This window comes from Haloarcula sp. HT12 (genome assembly GCF_055271655.1).
Genome location: NZ_JBUXKW010000005.1, coordinates 76,847 through 96,832, shown reverse-complemented (window position 1 = coordinate 96,832; position 19,986 = coordinate 76,847). Strand labels below are relative to the sequence as shown.

The following is a 19,986-nucleotide window of genomic DNA, read 5'->3' as shown; positions in this document are numbered from 1 at the left end:
GCCGCTCGGTGCCGCGTGGCCTGTATGGACCTGCCACCGGACGAGCTGGCTGGCGTCGTCGACCTCTTTGGCTCGCTCACCCAGGCGGAGCTTGCCGACGCCTGCGGCGAACTCGCTTTCAAACAGGGCGTCGACGCCGATCCGGACGCGGTCGCGGCGGCCATCGACGATGCTATCGACTCGTACCATCTCGTCGCCGTCGAGGATCACGCCGCAGACACCGACGAGACGCTGCTCGTCGTCGGCCCGACCGCGTTCCCGGCCCTGCCCGACGGCGCGGCCGACCTTCCCCATATCATGGACGTACCGTCCCGCGACCTCGCGCGTGACGCCGTCATCGAGGCAGTCAAGTCCCGCTTTCGGGAGGACGCGGTGATGGCCGTCAAAAACGGTGACGAGGACCGCGTCGAGACGCTGCTCGACGTGAGCTACGACATCGAGGCCTGGGAGAACGTGGCGATGGACGGCCTCCGCGACCGGCTGGACGACGTGTAGCGCCCCGTGTTCTGCATCATTAAACCGGATAGTTCGTGGGAGTGAGCCACCCGAATTAAGGCGGGCCATCACCTACCATCAGTCATGCAGTTGGACCGGGTCGCGGCCCACGAGCCAGTTGTCGTGGACGACGAGCCACAGGAGGCGGCCGTCATCGCCCCGGTCGTCACGCAGCCAGACGGCGAGGCGATACTGTTCACGAAACGCGCTGACCACCTGTCGGACCACCCCGGCCAGATGTCGTTTCCCGGCGGCGGCCGCGAACCCGAAGACGAAGACCTGCTGCGGACGGCGCTCCGTGAGGCCAACGAAGAGATCGGGCTCGATCCGATGGCGGTCAACGTCGTCGGCCGGCTGGACGACATCAGGACCATCACGCGCTACTCCGTGCGCCCGTTCGTCGGACGGATTCCGGACCGCGACTATCTGCCCTCGGACGAAGAGGTCGCGGAGATAGTCACCCTACCGGTGTCGGAACTGACGGACCTGGACAACTACGAGTCCGAACACCGCGACCACCACCACTACGGCGAGATACGGCTTCACTTCTTCTACGTCGACGGCTACACCGTCTGGGGCGCGACGGCGCGGATGCTCGTCCAGTTGCTCGAACTCGCGACGGACTGGCGGATGCCGCCCGAGCCGGACCGGTACATGGGGCCGGAGGACGACCTGCCCCCGAGCGTGCGTGACGAGGTGGAGTGACGGGGGCCGGACTGGAGCCAGCAGCCGAGAGCGACAGGATTTTGCGACTTCGTTTCGATGAACGCGTACTGGATGACCACAGTTACCGGTGCGACGCTGGCGGCCGCCGGCATCGACGCGATGGCGCTCAAACCCGCGGAGGTCGACGTATCGCGAGCGGTTGACCTGGATGTAGAGACGCTCGCAATCGATTACGAGGGAGCGGCCCACGTCCCGGAATCGGACACTATCGAGCGACTGGCGTCGACCGCCGATGTCCGTGTCACCACCCCCGTCCGAGCCGACGGCTTCGACCCGCTGGGCGACGACAGCGGGTTCGACGCGCTGCCGGCAGTCGCGGGGCGCGTGCTGGTCGCCGGCCACAGCGCGTATCTCTCCGAGGACGAGGCTGCGCGGGCCGTCGCACCGCGGCTACGGGCGGCCGTCGACGACGCCAGCGACCCCTGGGTCGGTACCGAGGGCATCGAGCGCCTCGCGCTGGCGGTCGGCGGGACGCAGTACGAACTCCTCTCCCGGACGACGGCCCGCGACGTACGGACGCTGCGGACCGCCGGGTTCGAGGGCTCGATTGCCGTCTACGCCCCGGTCGTGCTCTCGAACAGCGAGGACGCGATGCTCGACGCCGTCGGCGACTACGCGGCCCGGCGCGGCCCGGTTCGGGACGCACTGCCCGAGGGCGCGCCGGCGGACAGTCGCGCGACGGGTCGGGCCAGAGATGTACTCACACAGGCCATCCGCGACTACGCGCTCGTCGGCTCCGTCGAGACGGTCGCCGAGCGAACCGAGCGGCTCCGCGACATCGGCGTCGACACGATTGTCGGCTACCCGGCGCGTGGGCTCGACCCCTTCCTATAGATGAACGTCGCCGTCGTCGGCGGCGGGGCCGTCGGCCTCTCGACCGCGACAGCGTTGGCCCGCCGCGGCGCGTCGGTGACGGTGTTCGAACGCGACGAACTGGGCAGCGGCGCGAGCGGGCGCGCCGCCGGCCTCTGCTACGACGCCTTCGCCGACGACGTGGACGCCGCCGTCGCCGCGCATGCGCTCGCTCGGTACCGCGACGTGGATCTGTTCGAGCCACAGCCCTACGTCTGGGTCGCGCGCGACGAGAGCGACGCCACGGCCGTCCGCGAACAGATTTCGGGGATGCAGCGAAACGGCGTCGCGGTCGAGGCGCTCACGCCGGCGGCACTCAACGACCGCTACCCCGCGCTGGACACCAGCGGTATCGCGGTGGCCGGCCTCGCCCGCGACGCCGGCGTGCTCGACCCGGACGCGGTGGTAGCGACGCTCGCCGAGCAGGCTCGGGCGGACGGTGCAACCATCGAAACAGAGACGCCGGTCTCCCTAGTGTCGCCAACGACTATCGAAACCCCAGATGGGACGCGGCCGTTCGACGCGGTGGTCGTCGCGGCCGGCCCGGAAACGAAGCCACTCGTCGCCGACGTCGGCGTCTCGCTTGCGCTGAAAGCCTACCGGGCACAGGCGCTCGTGACCGACCCGGTCGACGCTACACTGCCGTCGTTTTACGATGCCACGCGGGAGTTCTACTGGCGACCGAAGGACGACGCGCTGCTGGTCGGCGACGGCGCACACGAGGTCGACCCGGCGGACTGGACCCCGGACGCAGATGCTGAGTTCGTCACTCGGAGCCTCGAACGCGTCGAGCAATCAACGGCGCTCTGTCCGGCGTGTGACCGAGCGTGGGCCGGCCTGTGTACCGCGACGCCCGACGGCGCGCCGTTGGTCGGCCGGGTCGCCGACGGCCTGTGGGTGGCGACTGGCTGGCAGGGCCACGGCCTCATGCGCGCACCTGCGATGGGTGAGTATCTCGCGGCTGCCGTGCTCGACCAGCCGAATCCGCTCTCCGAACATCTCCCCGGGCGCGTTGACCCGATGCAGTTCGACGGCTCAGAGACGTTCGCCGCGCTGGACGACCCGACGCGGGACTGGGCAGAGTGAATACGCTGTAAGAAAATGTAAACGGCGCGGTCAGGCGGCGGTATCGTCGTCGTCCGTATCGACTGATTCCGCCGTGTAATCTTCTTCGTCGGCCGATTCGGGCTCCTCGCTGTCGTCGGCTTCGACGCCAACGTCGGTCACGTCGTCCTCGTCGTGGTCCGACTCGGCCTTCGGGACGCGAACGTGCAGCGTGCCGTTGCTCTTGAGCGTGGCCTGGGCCGTCTCCGGGTCGACGGCGGCATCGCTCGGCAGGGTGACGCTCCCGTCGAGTGCGAGCCCGCGGCCGGGGTAGCGCATCTCGAAGCCCTCGTAGAAATCGCGGAAGCGGTCGATGCGGACCTCCACGCGGTCGTCGACGTACCGGACCTGGATGTCCGACGCCGTCGTGCCTGGCGCGTCGAAGACGATGAGGTAGGCGTCGTCCGACTCCAGCAGGTCCGACGGCAGCGGCTTGTTCTCCTGGACCCGCCCGGAGGCACGGCCGATGTTCTCGAAGATGGCGTCGCTGATAGAGGAGCCGATATCGCGCATCATAGTTCCACTTCGTCGAGGCAGTCCGTCCCGCCACAGTACGGACAGGAGAACGCCGCGAGTTCGACATCGTCCGGCATATCGTACGTGAAGTGCATCTCGAACATGTCGAGTTCGCAGCTGTCGTCCGTGCAGACGACTTCCATTGTGGCTGGCATACTATTCCGTTGGTCCGTCGGGGACAAACCCCTTACGGACGGGGAACCCTGATCCGTGCTCCCGCCAGCCCCAACATTGATGCCGTCACCACCATACTCGGGTGTATGAGTGAACGCGTCCTCGGGGTGGACTTCAGCGGCGCGGCGGCCGCTGGCGACGCGCTCTGGGTCACCGAGGCAATACCGACGGCGAGGGGACTGGACGTACAGCGATGCTACCGCGCGACAGACGAGTGGGGGCGGGACCGCGAGACGGCCCACGCCGGTCTCCTCGACCGCATCACGGACGACGATGTCGGAACAGTCGGCCTGGATTTCCCGTTTAGCCTGCCCCAGGCACTCCTTGACGCGCAGTGTGGGGGCACCTGGTCGGGCTTTGTCGACTGGCTCGCAAGCGGCAGCGGGCCGACCGACCCGGGGTCGCTGTCGGAGGCGTGCCGGCACACCGCCGAGATGGCGACCGGCAGCCGGGACCTGCGCCGGGAGACGGATTTCCGCCGGGGCGCGCTGTGTCCCTACACCAATCGGACCCGCAGCATGACCTTCTACGGCGTCCGGGACGTCCTCGGGCCATTGCGAGACGACGACAGCACGGCCGTCGTGCCGATGCAGGACTGGGACGCCGACACGCTGGTCGCCGAGGTGTACCCCGCGGCGACCTTCGGCTGGCTGGGCTGCTACCGCGAGGGGTACAAGAACGTCGACGACCCCCGGCAGCGCCGGGCGGCGAACGTCGCGGCGGTGGAGGCCTGTAGCGTCACCCTCGGCGAGCACCGCGGCACCTACCTCGGGAACCACGACGCGCTGGACTCGCTGGCCGCCGTCGTCTCGGCGGGCCGGCTGGCCGACGGCGCGAGGCCGCCCGCTTCGGGTCCCGAGAGCGAAGGCTGTATTTACGTCTGACGACGCGGCGGCGTCACTATCTCCGGGTCGAAGCCCGGCATATATGCGTTTCCGGACCAACTACCGTCTATGCCTGACGACCAGGGCGGCTTCGAGGGCGTCCGGGAGAACGTCGACGGCCACCCGATGGTCAATCTCATCGGCTACGCTACCCCCTACTGGCTCCGCCTGTTTGTCGGTATCTTGGCGGCGTTCTGTACCCGGTTCGCCCGCCTCGTGCCGCCGATAATCGTCGCCGCAGCCATCGACCGCGTCGTCCTCAGCAGCGGCGACCCCGGACTATTGACCGATGCCGGCCTGCTCCCGCCCGGCGAGATCACGGGCGAAGCCGCCCGTATCGCCTTCCTCCAGCGACTCGTCGTCATCGCGGCCATCGCCTACCTGCTCCGGTCGGCGACGCGCTTCGCATCGCGGTATCTCCTGCAGTCGAGCGCCCATAAAATCCAACGGGACCTCCGGAACGACACGTACGACCACCTCCAGCACCTCTCGCTGTCCTTCTTTGCGAACCACCAGACCGGCGGGATGATGTCGATACTCAACAGCGACATCAACCGCCTGGAATCGTTCCTCAACACGGAGTTCCGCCAGATGATTCGGGTGGTGGCGACCGTCGGCGGCATCGCGGTCGTCCTCTACTGGACCTCACCGAAACTCGCGTTCATCGCGCTCGGGCCGGTTCCGCTGATCGGCATTGCCAGCGGCTTCTTCCTCACCTGGATTGAACCCAAATACCGCGCCATCCGCCAGACGGTGTCCCGGCTCAACACCCGGCTGGAGAACAACCTCAGCGGCGCGCCGGTGATCAAGGCCTTCGACCGCTACGACTTCGAACGCCAGCGCGTCACGGACCAGAGCCAGGCGTACCACGACCAGAAGGTGGCCGCGCTCCGCATCCGGCGGGCCTTCTTCGCCGGCCTGCGACTCCTGACAGGGATCGCGTTCGTCCTGATTCTGTACGTCGCCGGGATGGACTTCATTACGAATCCCGAGAGCGAGGCCGCGCTGTCGACCGGTGGGTTTGCGCTGTTTTTCCTCTATCTCCGCCGGCTGTACTCGCCGATGCGCCGAATCGGCCGATCCGCGAACAAGTACCAGCTCGCCAAATCGAGCGCCGAGCGCGTGTTCGGCCTCCTGGGTCAGGAGCCCGAGGTCACCGACCCCGAGGACCCCTACGAACCCGATAGCGTCGACGGATCGGTCGAGTTCGACGATGTGACATTCGGTTACGGCGACGAGCCGCCGGTCGTCCGCGACGTGTCGCTGGACGTGCCCGACGGGGCAACAATCGGCCTTGCTGGGGCGACCGGGGCCGGCAAATCGACGCTGCTGAAGCTGGTGCCGCGGTTCCACGACGTGGATAGCGGTGCGGTCCGAGTGGACGGCGTCGACGTGCGCGAGTACGGCCTCCAGAGTCTGCGGAGCGAAATCGCCATCGTCGAACAGCAGCCGTACCTGTTTTCGGGAACGGTCGCCGAGAACATCGCCTACGGGGACCGCGGGCCCCTCGACGCCGAGCAGGTGGACGACGAGGTCCGAGGGAGTGACTGGGAAACCGCACGCGACCGTGTCCGCGACGCGGCGGAGGCCGCACAGGCCCACGAGTTCATCCGGGACCTGCCGGAGGGGTACGACACACAGATCGGCGAGCGCGGCATCAAGCTCTCTGGCGGCCAGCGCCAGCGGGTCGCCATCGCCCGAGCCCTGTTGAACGACCCCGAAATCATCATCTTCGACGAGGCGACCAGCGACGTTGACACGGAGACCGAGGACCGCATCCAGGAGAGCATCGAGCAACTGGTCGCGGACCGCACGGCCTTCGTCATCGCGCACCGCCTCTCCACGATTCAGGACGCGGACCGCATCGTCGTGATGGACGACGGGGAAATCGTCGAGCGGGGCAGCCACACCGACCTGCTCGCGGCCGACGGCGACTACGCCGACCTCTGGCACGCCCAGGCCGACGACCGGGCGGTCAGCGCCGACGACTGAGGGTGCTGTTGTCTGAATTTCGCCGGTAAAGGTCCAGCCCCGATGGTATGGCCTACTGCGCCGCCGGGAAACCCTGAATTATCCAGTTAGAATCTGTCCCCACCAGCGTCCGTGACCCACTGGCGGCACGCCGGTCGGTTTCACTCCCGTGCGAGTCCGTTACCTGACTTGTTGCTTGCTAACAACATACCGGAATGGGACGGTGACTCATATGCACTGTAGAGATATTATCGCTCTATTTAATACATATGAGTTATTAGATGGGGTAGACGTGACATCACTCACTCTCGAACCGCTAACGTACGAGGACATCCCGCCGGAACGCCGGCCGAGTGTACTCCAGGCGTTAGTCCCCGTGCTCGGTGTCGTCCTGTTCCTCGGTATCGGATCCGGGTTTCTGAAGCTGGCCCCACACGGGCCGCTGCTCTGGAGCATCGTGTTGACCGGCGCAGTCGGCAAGTACTGGCTCGGCTACTCGTGGGACGACCTCTACGAGGGCCTCGCGGACAGTCTGTTGATGGGACTGCAGGCAATTCTCATTCTGTTCATCATCTACGGACTCATCGCGACGTGGGTCAGCGCGGGCACCATTCCCGGGCTGATGTATTACGGGCTCTCGATACTGACCCCGGACGTGTTCCTGCCGGCGACGGCGTTACTTGCGATGGTCGTCGCGTTCTCCATCGGATCGTCCTGGACGACGGCTGGCACCCTCGGTGTGGCTTTCATCGGCATCGGCTCCGGCCTCGGCGTCCCGACGCCGATGACCGCCGGTGCCATCCTCTCGGGAGCCTACGCGGGCGATAAACAGTCACCCCTCTCGGATACGACGAACCTCGCGGCCGCCGTGACGAACACCGACCTCTACGACCACATCCGGGCAATGCGCAACGGAACCGTCGTGGCGTTTGGCCTCTCGGTACTGCTCTATGCGGTCCTGGGGCTGGGCGCTGTCGGTGACATCCCGGCCGGGCGCATCGCCGAGATCCAGGGCGCACTCGCCGGTAGTTACGAACTCTCGGCGCTCGTGTTCGCCCCGCTCGTCGTGACCTTCGGGCTGGCGCTGTACGGCGTCCCCGCGCTCCCGACGCTGGTCGCCGGAGTCTTTGCCGGGACTGTTTCGACCATCCTCGTCCAGGGCCGGTCGTTCACTGCCGCCTGGACCGTCTTCCTCGACGGAACGACCCCTGAAACGGGACTGGAACTCGTGAACGACCTGCTGGCCAGCGGTGGTATCTCGGGGTCGGCCTGGACGATTGCCGTCGTCGTCGCGGCCCTCAGTCTCGGTGGCCTCCTCGAACGGACCGGGGTCCTCGCCGTGCTCGCACACCACCTCGCGACCGCTGTCCGCGGGCCGCGCAGCCTGGTCGTCGGAACCGGTGTGTCGGCCATCTTCGTCAACGCCTTTTCCGCCCAGCAGTACATGAGCATCGTCGTCCCCGGACTCACGCTCCGGAACCTCTATGACGAGTACGGCCTGGCCAGCGACGACCTCTCGCAGGCTATCGAATCCGCCGGAACCCCGACCGGCGCGCTCTTTCCGTGGCACGCCGGTGCCGTCTATATGTCTGCGGTCTTCGGAGTCGGCACGCTTGCGTACGCCCCGTACTACTTCTTCGCGTTCCTCTCGCCACTGGTCCTGTTTGCGACAACGCTGTTCGGTGGGCGATACGACTCCGAACGGACGGATTCGGTCACGCCCTCCGCCGTCGCCGACGACTGATACGGATTGGTGTCGCTATGTACCGGTGTGCGCCGACCCCTGGGTCGGAAAGAATCCACGGTACTCCATGGGCGTGTGGTCCAGTGACGACGTATCACCCACCCAACACGCCCATTATGACCCCGTTCGTGTGTCAGCTATGGACACGGAACCGGCGGCGCTGGGTCGCATTCGAACCGTCGCTCACATTCTTGACGAGAGCGTCCGCATACCTGGCACCAGGTTTCGAGTCGGTCTCGACCCGATACTCGGCTTGCTCCCGGTTGCGGGCGACATCGCGACGGCGCTGTGTTCGCTGTACATCGTCGCCGAGGCCGTGCGGCTCGGCGTCCCGAAACGAACCGTGGTCCGACTGCTCGCGAACATCGCGGTGGACGCGACGGTCGGGAGCGTTCCGGTGGTCGGTGACCTCTTCGACGCCTACTGGAAGGCCAACGTCAGGAACGCCGAACTGGTCGCCGGGGCGCTCGATGCTAACGACTGAGGCCGACCAGACACGGTTTTAGGCATCGAACGTCAAGCGGGGATATGACTAACCCCGAGACGCTCGACGTGACAATCGTCGACGGCTACGTCGACGAGCCCGCACACTTCGGGGTGCCGCCGTACATCTCGACGTATCCGCGGTACGCCGCCGGCGCGCTCGTCGATGCCGGCGTCCCCCGCGAGCAGATAACCTACCACACCATCGACGAACTCCGCGAGGACAACGCGGTCTGGCGCGACGTGGAGGACGCTGACCTCATGGTGTACGTCGGCGGTATGACCGTCCCCGGCAAGTACGTCGGTGGAACGCCGGCCGAACCCGACGAAGTGCGCGAACTCGCCTGGACCGCGAACGGCACGTCCATCATGGGCGGCCCCGTTCGTTTCGGCGTCGGCGAGGCCAACGAGGGCGCGAGCGAGACCGAACGCGACGACCTGGATTTCGACTTCCTGGCGATGGCTGACGCCGAGGCGGCCGTCTACGACCTCGTCGAGTCCGGGCTGGAAGGATTCAACGACCGCTACCGGGACATCGCGGAGGAGACCCGCTGGGCCCGCGCCGGCGCGTTCGTCGTCGAACAGCACCCCAACCACCCGGACTACCTCATCTGTGAGATGGAGACCTCGCGGGGCTGTCCGTACCGGTGTTCCTTCTGTACGGAACCGATGTACGGCGACCCGGACTTCCGGCCGCCGGAGAGCGTCGTCGACGAGGTGGACGCCCTCTCGGACCGCGGCGTGAAACACTTCCGGCTGGGTCGACAGGCCGACATTCTGGCCTACGGCGGCGACGGCGAAGCGCCAAATCCCGACGCCCTGCGGCGACTCTACGGCGGTATTCGGGAGGTCGCACCCGACCTGGAGACGTTACACCTGGACAATATGAACCCCATCACGGTCGTGAAGTGGCCCGAGAAGGCCCGCGAGGGGATTCGTATCATCGCCGAGCACAACACGCCCGGCGACACCGCCGCCTTCGGGCTGGAATCGGCGGACCCGAACGTGATGAGCGACAACAACCTCAACGTCACCGCCGACCAGTGTTTCGAGGCGGTGAAAATCGTCAACGAGGTGGCTGGCTGGCGGCCGGGCGGGGACGGCGACCCGCGGACCGACGCGGAGGGGACAGCCCCCAACTTCGGCGACGATGCCGCCCGCCGGCTGCCGAAACTGCTCCCGGGAATCAATCTCGTCCACGGGCTGAAAGGCGAGACGCGGGAGACCTTCGAGCACAACAAGCGGTTCCTCCAGCGAGTCTACGACGAGGGGCTGATGCTCCGACGGGTGAACATCCGGCAGGTGATGGCCTTCGAGGGGACCGACATGGCCGACACCGGCGCGGAGATCGCCAAGGACCACAAGCAACTGTTCAAGCAGTACAAACAGGAGGTCCGTGAGACTATCGACAATCCGATGCTCAAGCGGGTCGCGCCGCCGGGGACGATACTGCCCGACGTGCATCTGGAGTACCACCAGGACGGCAAGACCTTCGGCCGCCAGCTGGGGACCTACCCGCTGCTCGTGGGGATTCCGGGCGAGCGCGAACTCGGCACCGTCGTCGACATCGCGGTCACCGACCACGGCTATCGGTCGGTCACCGGTGTCCCCTACCCGCTTGACCTCAACAGCGCGTCGATGGATGAACTCACCGCGATCCCCGGTATCGGCCGGAGCACCGCCGGCGACGTGGTGGTAAACAGACCCTACGAGTCGGTCGGGGACATCGATGTCGCGTCCATCGAGCGGTTCGCAACCACCAAGTCACAAGAAGGCGCTGACTAACGGCCGGTTCGGTCCCGCCAGCCTATCGAACCGAAAGTACTTTTCACTCCGGGGATGACCAAGGGCGTATGACTGCGGTCGAGGTGAGCGTCGTTCTCCCTGCCTACAACGAGGCAGATACCATCGAGCGGACGGTCTCGACAACGCTTGCGACGCTCGCCTCGTTTCTCCCCGACGACACGTACGAAGTTATCGTCGCGGAGGACGGCTGTTCGGACCGGACACCGGAGATCGCGACACGGCTCGCAAACGAGGACAGCCGGGTCCGACACATCCACAGCGACGAGCGGCTGGGTCGGGGCGGCGCGTTAGAGTACGCCTTCGAGCGGGCCGACGGCGAGACGCTGGTGTATTTCGATACCGATCTGGCGACGGATATGTCCCATCTCGAAGAACTGGTCAATGCCGTCCGCGTCGACGGCTACGACGTGGCAACGGGGTCCCGGTGGATGCCCGAAAACCGCGCAGACAGACCCGCAAAGCGCGGCATTCCGAGCTTCGGCTACAACACGCTCGTTCGGACGGTCTTGCGGTCCGAGATTCAGGACCACCAGTGCGGGTTCAAGGCTTTCGACCGCGGAGCGCTGGAGACGCTGTTGCCCCTGGTTCAGGACGAGCACTGGTTCTGGGACACGGAACTGCTCGTGAAGGCCCAGCGCAACGGCTACCGGGTGAAGGAGTTCCCCGTCGACTGGACGCCCAAGGGCGATTCGAAGGTCGATATCGTCCGGGACGTGTTCGGAATGGGGAGCCAGATACTCCGGACGTTCTGGGAGCTGTCGGTCAGCCCCCGTATCACTCGGGAGGTATCGCTCGGCGCGGGGACGATACTCGTCGTCGTCGCCCTGTTGCTGATGACGCAGTATCTCGACCCCGACCGCGTGCTCAGGGAGATGGCCGGCGCAGCGCCGGAAATCGTCGCTCTCAGCGCCGTCATCTACGCCGTCTCGTGGCCGCTCCGGGGCATCCGCTACCGGGACATCCTCGTCTCGATGGGGTATCGGGAACGGTGGGGCTTCCTGACGGGGGCGATATTCATCAGCCAGACCGGGAACCTCGTGTTCCCGGCGCGGGCCGGCGACGCCGTCCGGGCGTACGTCATCAAGGCCCGCCGCTCGATTCCGTACGCCTCCGGGTTCGCGTCGCTGGCCGTCGAGCGGGTGTTCGACCTGCTGACGATCACGCTGCTCGCCGGCGTCGTCATGATCGGCCTGGCCGCGACGGGGTCGGCCGAGCAGCTGCTCACCGCGCTGTCCGGGGACGCAGTCGGTGGTGACGCGGCCAGCAGCGGGCGGACGGCCGTGGCCGTGGCTGGCGGTGTCGGCCTCGCAGCGATCGGCGCGGTGGTGGCTATCGTCGCCAGCGCCCGGAGCGACCGGAACTTCGTTCGGGCGGTCATCGGCCGGCTGAGCAGCGACTCCTACGCCGACTACGTCGCCGGCGTCATCGAGGGGTTCGTCGGCGACGTGCAGACGGTTGCCGCGGACGGGCCGGCCTTCGCCCGGGTCGGTGCGGGGAGCCTCCTCATCTGGACGCTGGACGTGATTACTGCCCTGATCGTCTTCGAGGCCTTCGGCTACGGCCTGACGCCGTCGCTGGTGGCCGTCGGCTTCTTCGCGGTCAGCGTCGGGAACCTCGCCAAGGTCCTGCCGCTGACGCCCGGCGGCGTCGGCCTCTACGAGGGCGCGTTCACCGTCATCGTCGCGTCGCTGACGCCGGTCGGCGTCGCCGCGGCCATCGGCGTCGCTATCGTCGACCACGCGGTCAAGAACATCGTGACCATCATCGGCGGCGTCGCGTCGATGGCCTGGCTCAACGTCTCGCTGACGACGGCTGTCGAGGAGTCCCAGTCCGCCGAGGCCATCGAGCCGGAAACGAACGACTGAGACGGAAACGTTGGAGCGGTATGGTCGACCCGGAGGATCGACAGTATCCGAAACTACTCGACAACACTCCGTGTAGCTGCCACCCGTTTTACGGCCGGCAGCGTTCCGGTAGCACTGGCCACTGAACGTTCCGTTTTATTCGATAATCGGGTAGTCGACGGGGAAACGTCCGCTATTGATTATATGAATGGTCATGCGACTAACCCACAAACGTGGGTTTCGTGACGTGTATCGGCGGTCTCCAACACAATACCGGAATATTTTAATAACTTTCGTTCGAATACAGTGTTACCGACTGCCTCCGGGTTCTGTGATGTCTCTCACCCGGTGAGCACCCGCCTTCGCAACCAATGAGTGAACACACACGGACGCGACAGCAGCGTGAGGAACAGACGACGGAGTCGACGGAATCGGAGAGCACAGCGTGCCCGGAGTGCAGTGGCTCGCTCGTCATCGACGACGAACACGGCGAAACGGTCTGTGAGGACTGTGGCCTCGTCGTCGAATCCGACGAAATCGACCGCGGGCCGGAATGGCGCGCGTTCGACTCCAGCGAGAAAGACGAGAAGTCCCGCGTCGGCGCGCCGACGACGAACATGATGCACGACAAGGGCCTCTCGACGAACATCGACTGGCGCGACAAGGACGCCTACGGCAACTCCCTGTCGGGCAAGCAGCGCCAGAAGATGCAGCGCCTGCGCAAGTGGAACGAGCGGTTCCGAACCCGTGACTCCAAGGAGCGCAACCTCAAGCAGGCCCTCGGTGAAATCGACCGGATGGCTTCCGCGCTCGGTCTGCCGGAGAACGTCCGCGAGACGGCCAGCGTCATCTACCGCCGCGCACTGGACGAGGACCTGCTCCCGGGCCGTTCCATCGAGGGCGTCTCGACGGCATCCGTCTACGCCGCCGCGCGCCAGGCCGGCGTCCCGCGGAGCCTCGACGAGATCACAGAGGTCTCCCGCGTCGAAAAGAGCGAAATCGCCCGGACCTACCGCTACGTCGTCCGCGAACTCTCGCTTGAGGTTCGCCCCGCGGACCCCGAGAGCTACGTCCCGCGGTTTGCCTCCTCGCTGGAACTGTCCGACGAAGCCGAGCACCGCGCCCGCCAGCTCCTCCAGAACGCCAAAGAGCAGGGCGTCCACTCCGGGAAGTCGCCGGTCGGCCTCGCCGCCGCCGCCGTCTACGCCGCCGCACTGCTGACAAACGAGAAGACGACCCAGGCCGCCGTCTCCGAAGTCGCCGACATCTCCGAGGTCACCATCCGCAACCGCTACCACGAACTGCTGGAAGCCGAGCAGGACCTCCCTGTCGCGTAAGCTCCACGCTCGTCTGGAATTGCTGTGAGAACCGGGTTTTGGTTGATGTTTCCAAGCGTACTGTCTGCTCCTGCAGCGGACAGTCTGAACAGCCAGAAAGCCCCGGCCGGCTGAACTCGGGGGACTCGCTGTGGTCCTCGCTCGCCATGCTCACTGCGGTCCTTACTTCGTCCGCCTTCGTTCAGCCGGCCGCCCCTTTCAATCCCACCCGTAGCTGATTGGCCAGCCGACATCGGGTGGGATTGAAAGGGGCCGACACGCCCCGGGAACCCCGGCGACGTAAGCACCGCAGGGAGTGCAACGACCGAGGAGCGCAACGAGCCGCGGGACCGGAGCGTGTCGGGGGCTTTCTGGCTGTTTACGGTCGGTACTTCAAGACCAGATGCGATAGCCACAGATCCACAGACATCGACCGACAACCGCAAGACTAGAGTCGGCCCGTCCGCTGGGACCGGTATGGAGACGACACACCGGGTTCGAACCGGTGACGCCCGCACGCTCGACTGTCCCGACGACAGCGTCGAACTGGTGGTCACGTCGCCACCCTACCCGATGATCGAGATGTGGGACGACATCTTCGCGGAATTAGATTCCGACATCGGGGCGGCACTTGACCGGGGCGATGGCGACCGGGCGTTCACGCTGATGCATGACGTACTCGATTCGGTGTGGGCAGAGCTAAAGCGCGTCCTGGTGCCGGGCGGTATCGCCTGTATCAACGTCGGCGACGCGACGCGGTCGCTGTCTGACGGCTTTCGCTCCTATCCGAACCACGCGGAGATAACCGACCGGCTGACTGACCACGGGCTACGTGCACTGCCCGATATTCTGTGGCGCAAACCAACCAACAGCGGCGCGAAGTTCATGGGCTCGGGGATGGTCCCGCCCAACGCCTACCCGACCCTGGAACACGAGCACATCCTCGTGTTCCGCAACGGGGAGCGCCGCCGCCTCGAACCCGGCGCTGACCGCCGCTACGAGAGCGCGTATTTCTGGGAAGAACGCAACGAGTGGTTCTCGGACCTCTGGGAACTCCCCGGCGAGACCCAGGACCTTGAGGATGGCCTTCGAGACCGCTCGGGTGCCTTCCCGCTGACAGTGCCCTATCGGCTCATCTCGATGTTCTCGGTGTACGGCGACACGGTGCTGGACCCGTTTCTGGGCACCGGGACGACGACGCTGGCAGCGATGGTCGCCGGCCGGAACTCGGTTGGGGTGGACCGCGACCCGGACCTGCTGTCGGCGCTCAAAGACCGGGTCGCCACCGCCCCGGAGCGGTCCCGAACTATCGCCCGGGAGCGCCTCGCCGACCACCGCTCGTGGGTCGAGCAGCGCCGGGCCGACGGCAAGGAGCCGGGATACGAGGCCGAGCAGTACGACTTCGCCGTCAACACGAAACAGGAGCAACGGATTCAGTTCTACGCGGTCGAGTCCGTCAGTGCGACAGAGGACGGCTTCCGGGCCGTCCACGAACCGGTCGAGTAAGGCCGGCTTCTTGTGGGGTTCCGTCGAAGCCGGCGTATGGACTTCGAGTCGACGTCGGACCGTGACGTGATCGTAAGCCGACTCGAACGGGCCTGCGCCCACGGCGACGTGGGGAAGATGGCGACTACGGCCCAGTCGCCGGACGACGTGCTTGCGATGCTCGGGGCGACCCGCAAACTAACTGCCTGGCATGAGCGGGTCGCCACAATGTGCATGGGCGCGGCCGGTCGTCACTCCAGGGTCGTCGCCCCGCTGTACGGCTCCGGTATCGGCTACGCGCCGGTCGACCCCGCCGACGCGACCGTTCCGGGCCAGTACGACCTCGCGACGCTGCGGACGCTGGTCGAGCAGCTACAGAACGACACTTGAGGCGGTGTCTGCCCGGTACGTGGTTTTGCTCCGAACAGTAATCCTTCGGAAGATATAGGGGTATGCGAGACAGATTCGCCGAGTATGACTGAAACAGGACGCAAGCGGCCGTTACTGGCCGTGTTGCTTGCGTTCATCTTCCCCGGGTTGGGACACTTCTATCTCCGCAAGTGGGGACGGGGGCTGCTGTGGCTCGGGTCGTTGTTCGGGCTGTCAGTGTTGTTCGTCGTCACCGGCGCTATCGAACCCGTCACCCAGCTAAGTATCGACGCTATCTCATCGTCGTATCAGTCCAGGCCCACCGAGGTGACGATCGGCTCCGTCGTAATTACGACGCTCAACGTCGTCGACGCCTACTGGGTCGCCGTCAACCAGAACCAGACCAAGGAGATCGAAGCCGGCACGACGTGTCCGAACTGCGGCAAGGAACTCGACGAGGACATCGACTTCTGTCACTGGTGTACGACGCAGTTGGAGCCGGTCGAACCGGACCAGCAGTAAGCGTCGCAGGCAGTCCCGGGCCGAAGCAGCTTACTTCTCGATGATGCTCTCTTCGATCCGCTCACCGAAGTGCGTCGCCGTGTCTTCGTGGTAGACGAGGATCTCATCGCCGGGTTCGAGGTCCGTGACGGCGGTTCGCCCGTCCTGGGTGTGGACCTTGATCGTCTCGGCGTTCTGGAGCAGCGTCTCGATGCGGTCGCCGTCCTCGGTTTCGGCCTGGACGCGGAACATCGGGCGCTTCTCGATCTTCGCGCGGCCGACAATGGCCTCGCGGGTGCGACCGCTCGCGTCGACGATCTGGACCTCGTCGCCGGACTGGAGTTCCGAGAGGTACTTCGTGCCGCCGTCGGGCGTCCGGACGTAGGCATGCACCGCGCCGGCGTTGACGCGGAACGGCCGGGAGGCGACGTACGGTGATTCGGCCGTCTCGGCGTGGACGAAAAAGAGCCCGCGGGCCATCGATCCGACGAGCATCCCTTCGTCGTGTTCCATCAGGCTGCCCGTATCGATGCAGACGCGGTCGGCGGAGCCGGTCTGTTCGATAGCGGTGACCTCGGCGTACTCCAAGTCGAGTGACTCCCGACCCATCTCGTCGCGGACCTCGACCGTCTTCCGGATTTCGCTGAGTTCGTCCGTGTCCAGCAGGACGCCGTCGGCCCCCAGTTCCAGCGTCTCGTAGGCCGTGCGGGCGTCCTCGGCGGTCCGAACGCCGGCGATGAGATCCGTCTCCTCGCCGACGCGGGCGATGAGATTCTCCAGCGGAATGATCTGCCAGTTCTCACCGATGACGATGGTGAAGTCGGCTTCGGCGGCGACCGCCTCGGCGAACGCTTCGTAGTCCTCGTCGAAGATGCGGACGTAGCCGCCGTCGGGGGCGGCCCCGTTCTGCCGGAGCGTGGAGAGGTCCGCGGAACCGGAGAAATCCGAGGGGAGGTCGACCGTGCCGTCGCCCTCGCCGTCCTTGCCGACGATAGTCGCATCGGCCTGTGAGTCCTCCGCCTCGGCCTCCATCACGTGGACGTCGCCGTTGGTGAACGCGGCGATGTTTATTTCGCCGAGTTCCGAGACGCGGTCGACGTCTTCCTCGTCGACCAGCACCCAGTCGACGCCGGCCTCGATACCGGCGGTTATCCGGCGTTTCCGTGTCTCCCAGTCGCCGACCTCGCTGTCGGCTTTGAGCCAGACGCTTCGAGTCATACGCCCACGTCCGCAACGGCGGGGCTTGAACGTGGCGGAACCCGGGTCGGCCTGTTGGATTGCAGACAATCCGGGGAGGGGCGTGAACCGCCTCGGGGTCAAGCCGCGTGGCATTCGCCTCGACAGCTTGTAAAATACGCATCGCAGGGGGAGGGTTCCATTGGATTTCCTGAATTCAGTGGCTGCGTAAGACGACGTTTGTTATTTATTTTCCTCTAATTATCGTAACTAAATGTTGGCCAGTAGACTTATCAATGAATATTACTAACCTGTGACTGTATAATACTTTCCAGTTACAGATGGTTACCAACCATGTTTACACAATCGCCGGGGCGAAAGGAGGGGTCGGGAAGACGACGTCGAGCATCAACCTCGGGACACTGCTAGCGGAAGCTGGCTACTCGACCGTCGTCGTGGAGATGGACCTCGCGATGGCGAACCTCGTCGACTTTCTCGACGTCGACATCGACACCGACGAGGACACGACGTTTCACGACGTGCTCGCCGGCGACGCGTCGGTCACGGACGCGATGTACGAAACCGACGTGGGCCTGTCAATCGTTCCCAGCGGGACCACCCTTGCGGGGTACGCTGACACCGACATCGACCGGCTGCCCGACATCGTCGAAACCCTCCGGTGGCACCACGACGTCGTCCTGTTGGACACGCCGGCGGGGCTGAGCGAGGAGACGATTCGGCCGCTCCAGCTCGCCGACGACGTGTTGCTCATTTCGACACCGCGGGTGGCGTCGATCCGGAACGTTTCGAACACGAAAGAGCTCGCCGAGCGGGTCGACGCCCCAGTTCGGGGACTTATCCTCACGAAATCCGGGACGGGGGCGTCGCCGGGGGCCGATGAAATCGCGGACTTTCTCGACGCCGAACTGCTCGGCCACGTCCCGGAAGACGACGCCGTCCCCCACTCCCAGGACGGCGGCACGCCGGTCGTTCAGAACGCGCCAAGCAGCGGCGCTGCAATCGCCTACAAGCGGATCTCGGAACAGCTCGTCGATACTGAGAAAGCGTCGAACGGCACCACGACAGACGAAGTCGATCCGGCAGACGCACCGGTCTCGACTGACGCGGTGCCGACGGCCCGGACTACGGAACAGTCGGGACAGGGACACACCCCCGGGACGACGGACGGCGGCCGAGCAGTTCATCCGCCTGACGCAGTCACCGACGACGGCGACCTGATCGGACCAATGCCGGCAGAGAAGGACAGCGCCGACGATCCGGTTGCGGACACGGGGGCCGAATCCGCCGATGCCGATGAGTCATCCAACTCAGAGCCACAGCCAGCGGACCCGAATCCGGAAACTGAACCGTCGATAATAGACGGCTCTGATCTAGGAGAGACCGAGCCGGAATCGTCCGACGGACCGGAGGCAGAGTCTGTCGCTTCGGAGCAAGAACCCGACGCTCCGGAAGGGAACGCCGCTGTCTCGGACCTGACTGCCGACGTACCGCAAGGCGGTATCGACGGTTCACCAGGAGATACCGACACGTCGGAACACGGTGTCGATGACTCGACGCGAGAAACCGACGGGTCCTCGCAGTCTTCCGATGAGGGTGGTGCGGATGCTCACGTCGATGGAGGGGAAACCGATGGGAATGAGATCGATGAAGCCGACGCCGACGGAGCTGAAACAGACGGTCTCGGCGCGCGAATGCGGTCGCTGTTTGGCCTCTAGGCCTCGACGGCCAGCCCGGCCTCGCGGAGCGCCTCCTCGGTGGTGGCGTCGTCGTGGACGACCGCGGAGACGGCGCGGGCGATCTTCTCCGGTTCGTCGTGCTGGAAAATAGAGCGGCCCATCGAGACGCCGGAGGCCCCGGCGTCCATCGTCCCACGGACCATCCGGACAGTCTCCTCGTCAGTTCCCTTCGAGCCGCCGGCGATGACCACCGGCAACGAGGTGGACTCGACGACGTGCTGGAACGTCTCGGCGGAGCCGGTGTAGCCGGTCTTGACGATGTCCGCGCCCAGTTCCTCGGCCAGTCGGACGGCGTGGCCGACGGACTGGTTGTAGTCCTCGTTCTCGGAGTCGATATCGGGGCCGCGTGCATAGGCCATTGCCAGCACCGGCAGGCCGTACCGGCTGGCCTCGGTCGTCAGTTCGGAGAGCTCCTCGATCTGTTCGGGTTCGTACTGGCTGCCGACGTTGATATGGAAGGAGACGGCGTCGGCCCCGGCGCGGATGGCGTCCTGAACGGTGCCGGTGGTTCGCTTGTCCTGCTCGTCCGGCCCGATGGTGGTCGAGCCGTTGAGATGCGTGATGTAGCCCGCGTCGTTCTTGTTCGGATGGACGCGCCCGGCGATGCCCCGCTGGGTGAGGACGGCGTCCGCGCCGCCGCTGGTGACCGCGTCGATGGTCGATTCGATGTCTTTGAGGCCCTTTACGGCCCCCATTGTGATGCCGTGGTCCATCGGGACGATGACGTATGTGTCGTCTGTCCCGATGCGTTCGAGTCGTGCGCGTTTGCCTGCAGTCATGATA

18 protein-coding genes and 1 pseudogene are annotated in these 19,986 nt (G+C 65.8%); 15 read left to right on the top strand and 4 right to left on the bottom strand.

What is annotated here, in order from left to right; all coding sequences use genetic code 11:
• The first annotated feature begins 24 nt into the window (after positions 1-24).
• From ACY9XZ_RS16855 to ACY9XZ_RS16840, 4 genes are all read left to right on the top strand, one after another.
• Positions 25-495 carry a DUF7109 family protein gene (locus tag ACY9XZ_RS16855; RefSeq protein ID WP_463458193.1) on the top strand — a complete coding sequence of 157 codons (471 nt, stop codon included), beginning with the start codon at positions 25-27 and terminating at the stop codon, positions 493-495.
• A gap of 84 nt (positions 496-579) precedes the next feature.
• Positions 580-1,200 carry an NUDIX hydrolase gene (locus ACY9XZ_RS16850; RefSeq protein ID WP_463458192.1) on the top strand — a complete coding sequence of 207 codons (621 nt, stop codon included), beginning with the start codon at positions 580-582 and terminating at the stop codon, positions 1,198-1,200.
• Positions 1,201-1,272: 72 nt separating this feature from the next.
• Positions 1,273-2,055: a DUF7388 family protein gene (locus ACY9XZ_RS16845; protein WP_463458191.1), complete on the top strand. Its 783-nt coding sequence runs from the start codon at positions 1,273-1,275 to the stop codon at positions 2,053-2,055.
• The gene (locus ACY9XZ_RS16840) at positions 2,056-3,159 is read left to right on the top strand and encodes an NAD(P)/FAD-dependent oxidoreductase (protein ID WP_463458190.1); all 1,104 of its coding nucleotides are present in this window, start codon (positions 2,056-2,058) and stop codon (positions 3,157-3,159) included. It abuts the gene before it with no gap.
• Between the two features lie 30 nt (positions 3,160-3,189).
• Here the strand turns inward: ACY9XZ_RS16840 and ACY9XZ_RS16835 are convergent, their stop codons facing one another.
• Positions 3,190-3,693, bottom strand: coding sequence for an Hsp20/alpha crystallin family protein (locus tag ACY9XZ_RS16835; protein WP_463458189.1), 504 nt, complete (start codon positions 3,691-3,693; stop codon positions 3,190-3,192).
• Positions 3,690-3,848 carry a DUF7559 family protein gene (locus tag ACY9XZ_RS16830; protein WP_463458188.1) on the bottom strand — a complete coding sequence of 53 codons (159 nt, stop codon included), beginning with the start codon at positions 3,846-3,848 and terminating at the stop codon, positions 3,690-3,692. The genes ACY9XZ_RS16835 and ACY9XZ_RS16830 overlap by 4 nt, the downstream gene beginning before the upstream one ends.
• A gap of 105 nt (positions 3,849-3,953) precedes the next feature.
• Here ACY9XZ_RS16830 and ACY9XZ_RS16825 point away from each other — a divergent pair, with 105 nt between their 5' ends.
• From ACY9XZ_RS16825 to ACY9XZ_RS16780, 10 genes and pseudogenes are all read left to right on the top strand, one after another.
• On the top strand, positions 3,954-4,751 hold the full coding sequence (locus tag ACY9XZ_RS16825; protein WP_463458187.1) for a DUF429 domain-containing protein: 798 nt from the start codon (positions 3,954-3,956) through the stop codon (positions 4,749-4,751).
• Between the two features lie 69 nt (positions 4,752-4,820).
• Positions 4,821-6,743 (top strand): ABC transporter ATP-binding protein, encoded by a 1,923-nt coding sequence (locus tag ACY9XZ_RS16820; protein ID WP_463458186.1) that lies wholly within the window; start codon positions 4,821-4,823, stop codon positions 6,741-6,743.
• A 271-nt stretch (positions 6,744-7,014) separates the two neighbouring features.
• On the top strand, positions 7,015-8,466 hold the full coding sequence (gene arcD, locus ACY9XZ_RS16815; RefSeq protein WP_463458185.1) for an arginine/ornithine antiporter ArcD: 1,452 nt from the start codon (positions 7,015-7,017) through the stop codon (positions 8,464-8,466).
• Between the two features lie 139 nt (positions 8,467-8,605).
• Positions 8,606-8,950 carry a DUF4112 domain-containing protein gene (locus ACY9XZ_RS16810; protein WP_463458184.1) on the top strand — a complete coding sequence of 115 codons (345 nt, stop codon included), beginning with the start codon at positions 8,606-8,608 and terminating at the stop codon, positions 8,948-8,950.
• Positions 8,951-8,994: 44 nt separating this feature from the next.
• Positions 8,995-10,734 carry a radical SAM protein gene (locus tag ACY9XZ_RS16805; RefSeq protein ID WP_463458183.1) on the top strand — a complete coding sequence of 580 codons (1,740 nt, stop codon included), beginning with the start codon at positions 8,995-8,997 and terminating at the stop codon, positions 10,732-10,734.
• Between the two features lie 68 nt (positions 10,735-10,802).
• Positions 10,803-12,620: a flippase-like domain-containing protein gene (locus ACY9XZ_RS16800; protein ID WP_463458182.1), complete on the top strand. Its 1,818-nt coding sequence runs from the start codon at positions 10,803-10,805 to the stop codon at positions 12,618-12,620.
• 350 nt (positions 12,621-12,970) lie between these two features.
• A complete protein-coding gene (locus ACY9XZ_RS16795) occupies positions 12,971-13,936 on the top strand; it encodes a transcription initiation factor IIB (protein ID WP_004591241.1) in 966 nt (321 codons plus the stop codon).
• Between the two features lie 456 nt (positions 13,937-14,392).
• Positions 14,393-15,421: a DNA-methyltransferase gene (locus tag ACY9XZ_RS16790; RefSeq protein ID WP_463458181.1), complete on the top strand. Its 1,029-nt coding sequence runs from the start codon at positions 14,393-14,395 to the stop codon at positions 15,419-15,421.
• Positions 15,422-15,460: 39 nt separating this feature from the next.
• Positions 15,461-15,790 (top strand): annotated as a pseudogene (locus ACY9XZ_RS16785) (type I 3-dehydroquinate dehydratase); the annotation flags it as partial.
• Between the two features lie 84 nt (positions 15,791-15,874).
• Entirely contained in the window at positions 15,875-16,291 is a 417-nt protein-coding gene (locus tag ACY9XZ_RS16780) for a DUF6677 family protein (RefSeq protein ID WP_463458180.1), read from the top strand.
• A 30-nt stretch (positions 16,292-16,321) separates the two neighbouring features.
• On the opposite strand, the gene ACY9XZ_RS16775 is transcribed toward ACY9XZ_RS16780, so the two are convergent.
• The gene (locus ACY9XZ_RS16775) at positions 16,322-17,488 is read right to left on the bottom strand and encodes a 3-dehydroquinate synthase II (protein WP_463458179.1); all 1,167 of its coding nucleotides are present in this window, start codon (positions 17,486-17,488) and stop codon (positions 16,322-16,324) included.
• 299 nt (positions 17,489-17,787) lie between these two features.
• Here ACY9XZ_RS16775 and ACY9XZ_RS16770 point away from each other — a divergent pair, with 299 nt between their 5' ends.
• A complete protein-coding gene (locus ACY9XZ_RS16770) occupies positions 17,788-19,182 on the top strand; it encodes a P-loop NTPase (protein WP_463458178.1) in 1,395 nt (464 codons plus the stop codon).
• Here ACY9XZ_RS16770 and ACY9XZ_RS16765 read toward each other — a convergent pair.
• A complete protein-coding gene (locus tag ACY9XZ_RS16765) occupies positions 19,179-19,982 on the bottom strand; it encodes a 2-amino-3,7-dideoxy-D-threo-hept-6-ulosonate synthase (RefSeq protein ID WP_463458177.1) in 804 nt (267 codons plus the stop codon). The two genes, ACY9XZ_RS16770 and ACY9XZ_RS16765, sit on opposite strands and share 4 nt — an antisense overlap.
• Positions 19,983-19,986: the final 4 nt, after the last annotated feature.